Source organism: Rhizobium sp. SEMIA 4085, assembly GCF_013004495.1.
Taxonomy (GTDB): Bacteria; Pseudomonadota; Alphaproteobacteria; order Rhizobiales; family Rhizobiaceae; genus Rhizobium; species Rhizobium gallicum.
In genome coordinates, this window is record NZ_JABEPH010000002.1 from 69356 (window position 1) to 81337 (window position 11982).

Consider the following 11982-nt stretch of genomic DNA (forward strand, 5'->3'; position numbering starts at 1 on the left):
TCCGTCTGCAACGTTACAGGATTGACATTTCCACTCTGTACAACGCCGGTTCCTTTGGGTAAACCGCCGCTCGAACGACCAGTCCAGTACCAGACGGGGTTTTCAGATGATCGAGCCTAAGACACTCGCCGCCCGCTTTCCGGGCGATTTCACCTTTGGCGTCGCGACGGCTGCCTTCCAGATCGAAGGTGCCAGTAAAGCGGATGGGCGCAAGGCGTATATCTGGGATGCCTTCTGCAACATGCCGGGCCATGGCCATGACAGCCATAATGGCGATATTGCCTGCGATCACTACAACCGGCTCGAACAGGACCTTGACCTGATCAAGGACATGGGTGTCGAGGCCTATCGCTTCTCGATCGCCTGGCCGCGCATCATTCCGGATGGAACCGGGCCTGTGAACGAAGCCGGCCTCGATTTCTACGACCGCCTCGTCGACGGTTGCAAGGCGCGTGGCATCAAGACCTTCGCGACGCTTTATCACTGGGACCTGCCGCTGCTGTTGGCAGGCGACGGCGGCTGGACGGCGCGCTCCACGGCCTACGCCTTTCAGCGCTACGCAAAGACGGTCATGGCGCGTCTCGGCGACCGGCTCGACAGCGTCGCCACCTTCAACGAACCATGGTGCATCGTCTGGCTCAGCCATCTCTACGGCATCCATGCGCCGGGCGAGCGCAACATGCAGGCAGCGCTTCACGCCATGCACTACATGAACCTTGCGCACGGTCTTGGCGTCGAGGCGATCCGCGCCGAGGCGCCGAAGGTGCCAGCCGGCCTGGTGCTGAATGCGATGCCCGTCATTCCGGGATCGCAGAGCAAGGCGGATATTGCAGCGGGCGAACGCGCGCATCAGTTCCACAACGGCGCTTTTTTCGATCCGGTCTTCAAGGGCGAGTATCCGAGCGAGTTCGTGGAAGCGCTCGGCGACCGCATGCCCATCATCGAAGATGAAGACATGAAGATCATCAGCCAGAAGCTCGATTGGTGGGGCCTCAACTACTACACGCCGCTGCGTGTCGCCGACGACCCGGTGAAAAACGGCGATTTCCCCTGGACGGCCGAAGCGCCGCGTGCCAGCGACGTGAAGACAGATATCGGCTGGGAGGTTTATGCGCCCGGCCTCAAGCACGTCGTTGAAGACCTCTATCGTCGCTATGAACTGCCGGAATGCTACATCACCGAAAACGGCGCCTGCTACAACATGGATGTGGTCAATGGCGAGGTCGATGACCAGCCGCGCCTCGATTATTACAGCGATCACTTGGCCGTCGTTGCCGACCTCATCAAGGACGGCTACCCGATGCGCGGTTACTTCGCCTGGAGCCTGATGGACAACTTCGAATGGGCGGAAGGCTACAAGATGCGTTTCGGCCTCGTGCATGTCGATTACGACACCCAGGTGCGTACCGTGAAAAAGAGCGGTAAGTGGTACCGGCAACTGGCAAGCCAGTTTCCGGCGGGCAATCACAAGGCGGGTTGAATAGCCTCCGCCTGAGGGGATCGTATGGGCGACCCGACCTCCTTGCTGTCCGGTCGTTCGGTCGTTTGCTCCTTTCGTGGCTCACCCCATCGCGTCTCTGACGCTCCGGCACTTCCCCCGCGGGAGAAGAAGCAAGCGGCGCGCGTTTCATGATCCAGACAATTGGACAATGGGTGGTTTTTTGCCGCGCTGACCGATTCAAAGAAAAAATCTCTCTGTCAATCGTGACTGGAAGTCCGCCATAAAGCATTACATCCTGGCGCATGGCAGCCATGCGCCGATCAAATTGAATCTTCCGGTTGTGCGATGATAAAGACTGCCTCTCTGTTCCGAATGCGTTGCCGAATGCCGGCCTGATCAGGCGCGCCCAGCCATTCAGCGACTGCGGACTTTTTGAACATCGAGAGCATCCATGCATTCCGACTCTTCAAGCGCGGCCAATGCCGCAAATACCGTCCTCTTCGAAGACGTATCGAAACGCTTCGGCGCCGAGGAGAAATCGTTTACCGCACTCGATGCGGTCGATTTCGCCGTCGCACGCGGCTCCATTACTGGCATCATCGGGCGTTCCGGCGCCGGCAAGTCGACGCTGATCCGTCTTGTCAATGGCTTGGAACGTCCGACGAGCGGCAAGGTCATCGTCGATGGCGTCAACGTTCCCGATCTGGACGAGGCTGGCCTGCGTGCGCTCCGCCGTTCGATCGGCATGATCTTCCAGCATTTCAACCTTTTGTCCTCGCGCACCGCCTTCGGCAATGTGGCGCTGCCCCTGGAAATCGCCGGTTTCGACAGGGACGCCATTCGCACGCGCGTCGAGCCGCTGCTCGATCTCGTCGGGCTTTCCGACAAACGAGACCGCTATCCGGCAGAACTTTCCGGTGGCCAGAAACAGCGCGTCGGCATCGCCCGTGCGCTCGCCACGCAGCCGAAGCTTTTGCTTTCCGATGAAGCGACCTCCGCGCTCGATCCAGAGACAACCCAGTCGATCCTCGAGCTCGTGAAGCGCATCAATGCAGAGTTGGGGCTGACGGTGCTTCTGATTACCCATGAGATGGAGGTCGTCAAAGCCGTGACCAGCGACGTCGCGGTGATCGACAAGGGTATCATCGTCGAGCGCGGCCGCACCTTCGATGTCTTCACCCGGCCGCAACATCCGACGACGCGCGCATTGCTTTCCGGTTTGCCGGGCTCGAAGCTTCCGGCAGCGCTCGCATCCGGCCTGCGGCCGCACAAGACACAAGGCGGTCGCGTTGCCGTGCGCATCACGTTCTTCGGGCGCACTGCGGAACAGCCGCTGATCTCGCAGCTTATCCAGACGTTGGGTTCGGATATCAACATCATCGCCGGAACAGTCGACGAGATTGGCGGCGAGCCCTACGGCTCGCTTATCATCGCCTATGCAGCGGATGATGCGACTTGCGCGAAAGCGGATGAATTCTTCAAGGCGAACGGTCTCGTTGCGGAGGTGCTCGGCTATGTCTCCTGATCTTCTGCTTCTCATCGGCAAGGCAACGCTCGATACGCTGCGCATGGTGGCGATCGCCGGCTTCATCGGCTCGCTGATCGGGTTGCCGATCGGCGTGTTCCTGGCGACTAGCGGCCGCGGCGAGCTCTTTCCGGCGCCTTCCGTCAATCGCGTCGTTGGACTGATCGTCAACGCGACGCGCTCGACACCTTTCATCATCCTTGTTGTCGCGATCATCCCTTTCACGCGCCTCGTCACGGGCACGTCGATCGGCACCAAGGCGGCGATCGTACCGTTGACGATCGCAACCATTCCGTTCTTCGCGCGGCTCGTCGAAGCCGCCATTCGCGACGTCGACAAGGGCCTGATCGAAGCCGCCCGCGCCATGGGTGCGACCCCGATGCAGATCGTGCGCAAGGTGCTTCTCGCCGAAGCGCGTCCGGCGCTGACACTTTCGCTCACGATGACGCTGGTCAGCCTCATCGGCTATTCGGCGATGGTCGGCGCTGTGGGCGGCGGCGGGCTCGGCGATCTCGGCATCCGCTATGGCTACCAGCGCTTCATGCCGGATGTGATGCTGGTCGTCGTCATCGTCCTGATACTGCTCGTCCAAGCCGTGCAGAGCGCCGGCGATGCGCTTGCCCGCCGCTTCGACAAGCGATCCCGCAAGAATTGATCGAATTGCCCTATAACCCAAGGAGAGAAAACCGATGAAGAAAATCATCCTCGCGGCCGCCTTCGCAGCCGCCTTTGCGACTGCTGCCGCGGCCGAAACCATCAAGATTGGCGTGACGCCGGGTCCGCATGCACAGATCATGGAGAAGGTGAAGGAAGTTGCAGCGCCAAAGGGCCTCGACATCGAGATTCTGGAATTTTCCGACTATGTCGTGCCGAACCAGGCGCTTGCCGATGGCGAGTTGAACGCCAACTCGTTCCAGCACAAGCCCTATCTCGACAACCAGGTCGCCGATCGCGGCTTCAAGATCATTGACGTCGCCTATACAGTCAACTTCCCGATGGGCGTCTATTCCAAGAAGGTGAAGAGCCTGGACGAACTCGCTGATGGTGCTACCGTGGCGATCCCCAACGACCCGACCAATGGCGGCCGTGCTCTGCTGATCCTCGCCGATAAGGGGCTGATCAAGCTGAAGGATGGTGCGAGCCTGAAGGTCGGACCTGCCGATGTCACGGAAAATGCCAAGAATCTGAAGTTCGCCGAACTCGATGCCGCCCAGCTGCCGCGGTCGCTGGACGATGTAGATGCCGCTGTTATCAACACCAACTACGCGTTGGAAGCCGGCCTTGATCCCTCGAAGGATCCGATTGCCCGCGAAGGCGAAAAGGCGCCCTATGTCAATGTTCTGGCGGTCAACGAGAAGGACAAGGATCAGCCTTGGGTGAAGACGCTGGTCGAAGCCTATCACAGCGATGCCGTGAAACAGTTCATCGCCGATACGTTCAAGGGCTCGGTCATCGCAGGCTGGTAAGCGACGGCCAAAACCGTTATGAAATCAATCCCTTCCCGTTCCGAGGGGAGGGATTTTCAATGCCCAGTGATTTTCATCGAGAAAAATCACCCGGATGATGGCTTGTACCGTTCGCTTTAACCGTTTTTGAAGCCTTGACTGGCAAAGTCCCCGTTATCGGGGAGTAATGTATGCCTGCGTTCATTAGGCAAAAAAATCAGGCTTCGGGGATCGGCCGCCACGCAACTGTTACGGGTGTGCTTTTTTCCTTTGCGGTTATGGTCGCGGTCGTTACCGTCATGGTGCTGACGGCGCTGTCGCGCGTCACCGATAACGCCAATATTCTCGACGACGAACGTTCGCGTGAAACTACGGCCGGGGCTCTCAAGACATTCGAGGCGCAACTCGGCGCGACGCTGAACGACTATGCCGCCTGGGACGATGCGGCCGTCAATGTCTATGCCACAGATGGCATGGCATGGACGATCAGCAACTACGGCGAAATGTCCTCCAACAGCGCGCTTTTCGATGTGGCGATCGTCATAGATGACGACAAGAAACCGCTGATGGTCTATCGCGACGGCCAGCCGATGGGGAGCGCGCTTGACGATTTTTTTGCGCCATCGTTCTGGACGTTGTTCGACAAAGTGAAGGCCGCCGGGCTTGAATCTCCGGAAGCCGTGGGTTTCGTCGGCACCAAGAGCGGCATCGCGGCGGTCGGCGTTGCGCTCGTGCGCGAAAAATCCGGCGCGCTGAATGCACCTGCGGGACAGCGCCGCTATCTGATTTTTGCCCGCCATCTGAACGACGAGACGATCAGGAGCCTCGGGGAGACCTATGTCATCCAGGGATTGAAGCGGGTGCCAGCCGCCTACGACGCGCAATATTCCGTGGCGATCGATGATGCCGCCGGCAAGGCGCTCGGCAAACTCGTTTGGATTTCGCGTTCGCCGGGCGACATCAGCTATGCACAGGTGCGCCCGACGGTTGTGAAGGCACTCGGTCTCGTCGGGCTGTTCTTCGCCGGCCTGCTCGTCATAGGCTGGCTCGCCGGACGCCGACTAAAGGCGGAGGAAAACAATGCCCGCGAGGATGCGCTCCGCGATCGCCTCAGCGGGCTGTCGAACCGTGAAGGCCTCGGGATTGCGGTCGATGACGTCGTTGCCAAGGCGAAGCAGACTGGTAAGAACGTACTGCTTCTCTATCTCGACCTCGACGGCTTCAAGGAAGTCAACGATAGCTACGGGCATGGCACCGGTGATCAGTTGATCCGCGCGGTGGCTGCCGGCCTCAAGGTGCTGATCCCAAAGGGCGCGGTTCTGGCGCGTATTGGCGGCGACGAATTCGCGATTGCATTCCTGTCTGAAGGTGGCAACGCCGAGGCCCTGCAGCTTTCGGAACAGATTCTGGATTTCCTGGCGGAGCCGCTGGAAATCGGCCGGCGCGTCGTCGTCATCGGCGCCAGCATTGGCATCGCGATGGCTGCTGGCGGCACGATCGGCCGCGAAGAATTGGTCCGCCGTGCCGATCTTGCGATGTACAAGGCCAAGGAAGCGGGCCGGGCCCGCATGACGCTTTACGATCCCGCGATGGATGCCGACCGCGAGGAGCGCAATGCGCTTGAACTCGATCTGCGCGTCGCGATCGAAAGCGGCGATCTGACGCTTGCCTATCAGCCGCTGATCGATGCCTCTACACATGAGATGAACGGCGTCGAAGCGCTGGTGCGCTGGAATCGGCCCGGCCACGGACCTGTATCGCCGGAAGTATTCATTCCAATCGCCGAAACCAGCGGGCTTATCGAGGCTCTCGGCCTCTTTGTGCTGCGCAAGGCCTGCGAGACCGCCAAGCAATGGCCGGAGCTGCGCGTTGCCGTAAACGTTTCTCCCGGCCAGTTCCGGAATCCGGCCTTCACCGACTATGTTCGCTATGTCCTGAAACAGACGGAGATCGAGGCGCAGCGCGTAACGCTGGAGATTACCGAAGGATACATGATCCAGAATCCGCAGCGCACCCGGCAATCGATCGAGCGGCTGAAGACGCTCGGAGTTAAGATCGCGCTCGATGATTTCGGCTCAGGCTTTTCGTCAATCGGCTATCTCCGCCAATTCGGTTTCGACCGCATCAAGATCGACCGTTCGCTGGTCGAGGGCGTGACCGAAAGCGACAGCCAGCGCGAGATGTTGCAGGCAACCGTCGCGCTTGCCCGCTCACTGGATATTCCGGTGACGGCCGAGGGTATCGAGACAGAAGAGCAGGCGCTCGCCGTTCGTCTCTTTGGTTGCGATTGCCTGCAGGGCTATTTCTTCAGCAAGCCGGTGCCGGCAGACAGGATCACCGAAATGCTTGAGGCACGCCGTGCCCTGGACGCGATGCCGCGCCAGATAACCGCTGCCTGAACCTAAGTCCCGATGTGCTTCTGGCCGCGTTTCTTGGCAAGCGCGATTTGCAGTTGCCGCTGGCGATAGCGCAGCCGGTCGTCTTCAGTGCGCGTGTGGTAGCAGCTGCTGCAGGAAACGCCTTCCTCGTAAAGCGGCGAGGCGATCTCATCTGCGGTGATCGGATTGCGGCAGGCATGGCAGAGCTTGTGCTCGCCTTCCTTCAGTCCGTGCTCGACCGACACCCGCTCGTCGAAGACGAAACAGGCGCCATCCCACAGGCTTTCCTCCTGCGGAACTTCCTCCAGATATTTCAAGATGCCGCCCTTGAGGTGGTAGACCTCCTCAAAACCCTGCTCCTTCATGAAAGCAGTTGCCTTTTCGCAGCGGATACCACCGGTGCAGTACATGGCGATCTTCGGCTTGTTGTGCAGGCCTGTGTTCTGGCGCACCCATTCGGGAAACTCGCGGAATGTCTTGGTTTTCGGATCGACGGCGCCACGGAAGGTGCCGATCGCCGTTTCGTAGTCGTTGCGCGTGTCGATGACGATGGTGTCGGGATCGGATATCAAGGCGTTCCAATCCTGCGGCATCACATAAGTCCCAACGACCTTGTTGGGGTCGATATTCTCGATGCCCATCGTGACGATCTCTTTTTTGAGTTTTACCTTCATGCGAAGGAAAGGCATTTTGGATGCGCGGCTTTCCTTGTGCTCCAGGGCGGTGAATTCCGGCTGCGCCCGCAGGTAGGCGAGCACCATTTCGATGCCAGCATCCCGCCCGGCGATCGTCCCGTTGATACCTTCATGCGCAAGGAGCAGCGTTCCCTTCACGCCGTTTTCTTCGCAAAGCGTCTGCAGTGGCGCGCACAGGCTTTCGAAGCGCGGCACGGAAACAAAATGATAAAGCGCCGCCACGAGGAACGGGCTGGTGTGATTGATGCTGTCGGTCATGCGCGCTGAAATACAGCCTGCGGCGTTTTCGCGCAAGCGTTGCCACTGCGCCCGCCAAGGGTCGAGGCTTGTCGAATTCAGTTCCGGCTCAACTGCCAGAGTGCTTCAATCCGGTTGGCCTCGCGTTGCGGTTTGTCGGCAAAGACGCGGCCGGCGTCGGCGAGCGCACGTTGCCGCTCTTCCTGCTGGTGGAAGATGATGGCATCGAGCAGGTGGGCGAGATCTTCATTGCGCGTAAAGAGCTGCGGCTCGGCCTCAACCAGTTGCGAAAGCACCGAGAGATCGTTGACGTGGCCGAGCCGTTCTGCGAGATCCTTGGCTCCATCTTGCTTCGCCTTCATCGCGGCGGGCCACAGATTGCGCAGCAGCGCGTGATAGAGCCGGTAGTCATAGGTCCGCTTGCGCAGTTCATGAAAATCCTCGACCGCTGCCGTATCGTGGCATGCATCAAGCGCTGTCCGCCCCTTTCGCAAAGTTCGCTGCCAGCTTTTGGCAAGCATGCGGGCGTTTCTACGCGGGTTGCTCTTGAAAGAAACCTTATCGACTGCGGCGATCGCGTTTTTTAGCGAGATGGCCGTGTCGTGAAGCTTCTGTTGAAGGCCGCTTTCGGCCTCCGTCATCCAGTCACGCCGTGCTTGCAAAATGGTGACGACGCGGCTGAGCGCCTCGCTCTCTGCATCGCCGCGGGCACCTTTTTGCAAATACTCGGCAGTGCCGATCAGGGCTGCTGCGTCCCGGATCGATGAAAGCGATTTTGCGGTGTCGCGCAGCCTGGCATTTTGTCGGTTTTGAAAGTCCGGCAACTCTTTCGCAACGAGCCGGTAAAGAAAGCGCAGCCGCTTCACGTTCTTGCGAAAACCATGGACCGCCTCATGCGCGCCGTCCGGCCGCTCCTCGAGAACGGCAATGGCACGTTCAAGCTGCTCCGTTGCCACTCTTCGGAACTCATCGGTGAAATCGAAATCAGGCCGTATGCGAAAGGGCATCCTGATCGTACTCGAATTCGGTCGCGAGCGCTTGGTTGGAATAGCGGAAATCGCCGGTCACTTCACGGCCAAGCCAGGCGGGGCGGGAGGGATCGTCATTTTCGGACTTCATCTCCACCTCAGCAATCACCAGGCCGCGATGCGCACCGGCAAAGACATCGACTTCCCAGACGAAGTTGTCATGCGGAACGCGGTAACGCGTCTTTTCGATCACCAGGCCAATGGTGCTCTGCATCAATTCTTCGGCGTCAGAAACGGGGATTTCGTATTCGAACTCGTCGCGGGTGACGGTACTGCGGCCGATCTTGATTGTCAGCCGCGCGCGCTTTCCATCAAGGATGCGCACACGCACGGACCGGTCGTCCATCGAGGCGATGTAACCTTGTCTGAGGATCGATTTCGTCTCGGCCTTCGCGCGCCAGCCGTCGTTGCGTACCAGAAATTTCCGCTCGATCTCTTTCGCCATTTCAGTGAACCTTTTGTGACGATCGCCGTACCGTAACGTAAAACTTCCAGGAGGGATACCCATCTTCTTGCCGCATCTGTTTTGTCTCGACAAAGAGGGTTCAGAGAGGTATTCGGGAGCCCAATTCAATCGTTTAAGGAACCGTGCGGCCATGGGCGAGAAGACAGAAAAGCTCCTTTCCATCCTCAAACTCCAGCCAGTTGTTCCGGTGCTTATCGTCGATGACGTGAAGTCCGGCGTTTCGCTGGCGCGTGCGCTGGTCGCCGGCGGCTTGAAGGCGATCGAGATCACCATGCGCACGCCTGCAGCACTCGATACGGTCCGTGCCGTTGCGCAGGAGGTCGAAGGTGCGGAAGTCGGCGCAGGCACGATCCTGAATGCCCGGCAGTGGGATGCGGCCATTGCTGCCGGCTCGAAGTTCGTCGTCAGCCCCGGGGCCACGCAGGAACTGCTCGATGCCGCTTCGGCATCTCCAGTTCCGCTGCTGCCGGGCGCTGCGACGGCAAGCGAAGTCATGGCGCTTCGCGAAGAAGGCTACCAGGTGTTGAAATTCTTCCCGGCCGAACAGGCGGGCGGTGCCGCATATCTCAAGGCGCTTTCCTCGCCGCTCGCCGGCACCGTTTTCTGCCCGACTGGTGGCATTTCGCTCAAAAACGCCAATGATTACCTGTCACTGCCGAACGTCATCTGCGTTGGCGGATCCTGGGTGGCGCCGAAGGAACTCGTCGCTGCGGGCGATTGGGACGGCATCACCAAGCTCGCCTCGGAAGCGGCTGCGCTGAAGGCCTGACTTTTTGCTGATCGCTTCAGGATGCCGGCGGTTTCGCCGGCATTTGTATTTGTCGATCCGCTTCCTATCTTCAGGTCTGCCTCAATAGGGAGACGATGAAGGATGTTCGACGCGAAGAAGCTTCTTGACCAGTTCCTTGGATCGCAAATACCGGGCGTCGGCGGAAGTGTCCGCAACCGGGCCGGCGATGCCGTCCAGTTGGCCAAGGATAATCCGTGGAAGGCCGGAGCGCTGGCGACTGTGTTTCTCGGAACAAAGACGGGCCGCAATATTGCCGGCAACGCGCTGGCAATCGGCGGGCTCGCAGCTATCGCCGGCCTCGGCTATCAGGCCTATAAGAATTACCAGGCGGGCCAGGCACCTGCTACGCCTTCGGATGCCCCTCCGCCCTCGACGCCGGTTCTTTTGCCGGCACCCGCCGATTCAGGTTTCGGTCCGGCTTCGCCTGCTGGCAGCAACGAATTTGCCCTCGTGCTGATCCGCGCCATGATCGCGGCGGCCAAAGCCGACGGGCATATCGACGACGCCGAGCGAGCGCATGTCATGGATAAGATAAAGGCCGCCGACGTCAGCGGCGAAGCCGCGTCCTTCATCGAGCACGAGCTTGCCTCGCCGACTGATCTCGACGCGCTGGTCGCCGCCGCTACTACGGAGGAACAGAAGGTCGAGCTCTATACGGCTTCGCGCCTGACGATCGAGCCGGACTCGCGGGCCGAACGCGGCTATCTCGATCTTCTTGCCGGCCGTCTTGGCCTTGCCGATGCGCTTGTGGACCACATCGAAGCAACGGTTTCCTCCGCCAAGCTTTCCTTGTCACGGTGACATGCAGGCTGGTTGCCTTTCTAGGGCGGCTGGCCTATCCACTCTTCCGACGAGAGGAGTGAGCATGAGCGATCTATCGAATTTCAAGGTGCCGGCACCTGATTATGTCACACTGAAAGGGCGCTACGTGACGGTCGAGCCCTATGTTCGCGCGGAGCACCTTCAGGCGCTCTGGGACGGCCTCGGCGCCATGGGCATCAACCCGCTGCTTCTCTACTTCGCGCAGGACGATTTTGCCGGCATCGACGATTTCGCCAAGTGGCTTGAGGACGCCTATACCAAGTCCGGCTGGCTCACCCACATCTTCCGCGACACCTCCACCGGCAGGATCGTCGGCATGGCCAATTATATGCGTGCCGACCCAGCCAACGGCGTGGTCGAAATCGGCGGCGTGGCGCACGGACCGGATATGAAGCGTTCGCCGCTTTCCACCGAAGCGCATTACCTGATGGCCAAGCACGTCTTCGAAGACCTCGGGTACCGGCGCTACGAATGGAAGTGCGACAACAACAACGAGGCCAGCAAGACGACGGCCGCGCGCTACGGCTTCAAGTTCGAAGGTGTCTTTCGTCAGCATATGATCTCCAAGCGCCGCAACCGCGACACGGCTTGGTTCTCGATGATCGACAGCGAGTGGCCGCTGATCAGCGAAGCTTTCGAGACCTGGCTTTCGCCGGAGAACTTCGACGCCCAAGGCAAGCAGCGCCGGCGCCTGCAGGATATCCGTTCCGATCTTGAAAAGGAAAGGTTCGCATGAGCCCCGAAAGCCGTGCTCAGGCGATCGCCGCCGCGACCATCCTCATTTGCGCGGGACTGGTGATCTATTTCCTGCCGACGCTCGTTCTTTGGATCGGCAGCTATTCTCCCGCGCTTGCGGTCATTGCCGGCGCGGCGCTGCTGCTCGGCTTCTTCGCGATATTCTGGCTGAGGGCGCACTATCAGCGAGGCAGGGGGAAATAAGAGCCTACCCCTGAAGCGAGGCGCCTAGCAGCAGCACGCCCATGCAAATCACCAGGACGGCGCCCAAAATTTCGATCGCGTTGCCAATCCAGATCGATCTCGCTGAGCCATGGCCGCAGATGCGGACGGCGGTGCCCTTGGGGGTGACGGCCAGGAGCGAGAGGACGGGGCCGGGGAGGGCCGGGCGAAGAGGAAAGGCGCGGACACAACGCATGA

Annotated in this window: 12 protein-coding genes and 1 pseudogene; 9 read left to right on the forward strand and 4 right to left on the reverse strand. The window is 60.0% G+C overall.

Features of this window, described 5'->3' with window-relative positions; translation table 11 throughout:
- The first annotated feature begins 106 nt into the window (after positions 1–106).
- The 5 genes from C9413_RS00660 (at position 107) to C9413_RS00680 (ending at position 6810) form a co-directional block, all read left to right on the forward strand.
- Positions 107–1480: a GH1 family beta-glucosidase gene (locus C9413_RS00660; RefSeq protein WP_170250109.1), complete on the forward strand. Its 1374-nt coding sequence runs from the start codon at positions 107–109 to the stop codon at positions 1478–1480.
- Positions 1481–1892: 412 nt separating this feature from the next.
- The gene (locus tag C9413_RS00665) at positions 1893–2966 is read left to right on the forward strand and encodes a methionine ABC transporter ATP-binding protein (protein ID WP_039846149.1); all 1074 of its coding nucleotides are present in this window, start codon (positions 1893–1895) and stop codon (positions 2964–2966) included.
- Entirely contained in the window at positions 2956–3621 is a 666-nt protein-coding gene (locus tag C9413_RS00670) for a methionine ABC transporter permease (protein ID WP_039846148.1), read from the forward strand. The genes C9413_RS00665 and C9413_RS00670 overlap by 11 nt, the downstream gene beginning before the upstream one ends.
- 34 nt (positions 3622–3655) lie before the next feature.
- The gene (locus tag C9413_RS00675; RefSeq protein ID WP_039846147.1) at positions 3656–4432 is read left to right on the forward strand and encodes a MetQ/NlpA family ABC transporter substrate-binding protein; all 777 of its coding nucleotides are present in this window, start codon (positions 3656–3658) and stop codon (positions 4430–4432) included.
- A gap of 170 nt (positions 4433–4602) precedes the next feature.
- A complete protein-coding gene (locus tag C9413_RS00680) occupies positions 4603–6810 on the forward strand; it encodes an EAL domain-containing protein (protein ID WP_039846146.1) in 2208 nt (735 codons plus the stop codon).
- A gap of 2 nt (positions 6811–6812) precedes the next feature.
- Here C9413_RS00680 and C9413_RS00685 read toward each other — a convergent pair whose 3' ends face one another.
- From C9413_RS00685 to C9413_RS00695, 3 genes are all read right to left on the reverse strand, one after another.
- Complete coding sequence (locus C9413_RS00685) at positions 6813–7742, reverse strand: rhodanese-related sulfurtransferase (RefSeq protein WP_039846145.1); 930 nt, start codon at positions 7740–7742, stop codon at positions 6813–6815.
- 77 nt (positions 7743–7819) lie between these two features.
- Positions 7820–8728 carry a CHAD domain-containing protein gene (locus tag C9413_RS00690; RefSeq protein ID WP_039846144.1) on the reverse strand — a complete coding sequence of 303 codons (909 nt, stop codon included), beginning with the start codon at positions 8726–8728 and terminating at the stop codon, positions 7820–7822.
- Positions 8706–9194 carry a CYTH domain-containing protein gene (locus C9413_RS00695; protein WP_039846143.1) on the reverse strand — a complete coding sequence of 163 codons (489 nt, stop codon included), beginning with the start codon at positions 9192–9194 and terminating at the stop codon, positions 8706–8708. The genes C9413_RS00690 and C9413_RS00695 overlap by 23 nt, the downstream gene beginning before the upstream one ends.
- A gap of 151 nt (positions 9195–9345) precedes the next feature.
- Here C9413_RS00695 and C9413_RS00700 point away from each other — a divergent pair, with 151 nt between their 5' ends.
- The 4 genes from C9413_RS00700 (at position 9346) to C9413_RS00715 (ending at position 11766) form a co-directional block, all read left to right on the forward strand.
- Positions 9346–9984, forward strand: a complete 639-nt coding sequence (locus tag C9413_RS00700) for a 2-dehydro-3-deoxy-phosphogluconate aldolase (protein WP_039846142.1) — start codon at positions 9346–9348, stop codon at positions 9982–9984.
- A 102-nt stretch (positions 9985–10086) separates the two neighbouring features.
- Positions 10087–10806 carry a tellurite resistance TerB family protein gene (locus C9413_RS00705; RefSeq protein WP_039846141.1) on the forward strand — a complete coding sequence of 240 codons (720 nt, stop codon included), beginning with the start codon at positions 10087–10089 and terminating at the stop codon, positions 10804–10806.
- A 64-nt stretch (positions 10807–10870) separates the two neighbouring features.
- The gene (locus C9413_RS00710; protein ID WP_039846140.1) at positions 10871–11563 is read left to right on the forward strand and encodes a GNAT family protein; all 693 of its coding nucleotides are present in this window, start codon (positions 10871–10873) and stop codon (positions 11561–11563) included.
- On the forward strand, positions 11560–11766 hold the full coding sequence (locus C9413_RS00715; protein WP_039846139.1) for a hypothetical protein: 207 nt from the start codon (positions 11560–11562) through the stop codon (positions 11764–11766). The genes C9413_RS00710 and C9413_RS00715 overlap by 4 nt, the downstream gene beginning before the upstream one ends.
- A 4-nt stretch (positions 11767–11770) precedes the next feature.
- On the opposite strand, the pseudogene C9413_RS32620 reads toward C9413_RS00715, so the two are convergent.
- Positions 11771–11982, reverse strand: a pseudogene (locus tag C9413_RS32620) (delayed-early response protein/equilibrative nucleoside transporter); the annotation flags it as partial.

Excerpts from the sequence above, each read along its gene's own strand:
- C9413_RS00710 (WP_039846140.1), top strand. The coding sequence starts at position 10,871 with ATGAGCGATCTATCGAATTTCAAGGTGCCGGCACCTGATTATGTCACA.
- C9413_RS00680 (WP_039846146.1), top strand. The coding sequence starts at position 4,603 with ATGCCTGCGTTCATTAGGCAAAAAAATCAGGCTTCGGGGATCGGCCGC.
- C9413_RS00665 (WP_039846149.1), top strand. The coding sequence starts at position 1,893 with ATGCATTCCGACTCTTCAAGCGCGGCCAATGCCGCAAATACCGTCCTC.
- C9413_RS00700 (WP_039846142.1), top strand. The coding sequence starts at position 9,346 with ATGGGCGAGAAGACAGAAAAGCTCCTTTCCATCCTCAAACTCCAGCCA.
- C9413_RS00675 (WP_039846147.1), top strand. The coding sequence starts at position 3,656 with ATGAAGAAAATCATCCTCGCGGCCGCCTTCGCAGCCGCCTTTGCGACT.
- C9413_RS00660 (WP_170250109.1), top strand. The coding sequence starts at position 107 with ATGATCGAGCCTAAGACACTCGCCGCCCGCTTTCCGGGCGATTTCACC.
- C9413_RS00695 (WP_039846143.1), bottom strand. The coding sequence starts at position 9,194 with ATGGCGAAAGAGATCGAGCGGAAATTTCTGGTACGCAACGACGGCTGG.
- C9413_RS00670 (WP_039846148.1), top strand. The coding sequence starts at position 2,956 with ATGTCTCCTGATCTTCTGCTTCTCATCGGCAAGGCAACGCTCGATACG.
- C9413_RS00685 (WP_039846145.1), bottom strand. The coding sequence starts at position 7,742 with ATGACCGACAGCATCAATCACACCAGCCCGTTCCTCGTGGCGGCGCTT.
- C9413_RS00715 (WP_039846139.1), top strand. The coding sequence starts at position 11,560 with ATGAGCCCCGAAAGCCGTGCTCAGGCGATCGCCGCCGCGACCATCCTC.
- C9413_RS00705 (WP_039846141.1), top strand. The coding sequence starts at position 10,087 with ATGTTCGACGCGAAGAAGCTTCTTGACCAGTTCCTTGGATCGCAAATA.
- C9413_RS00690 (WP_039846144.1), bottom strand. The coding sequence starts at position 8,728 with ATGCCCTTTCGCATACGGCCTGATTTCGATTTCACCGATGAGTTCCGA.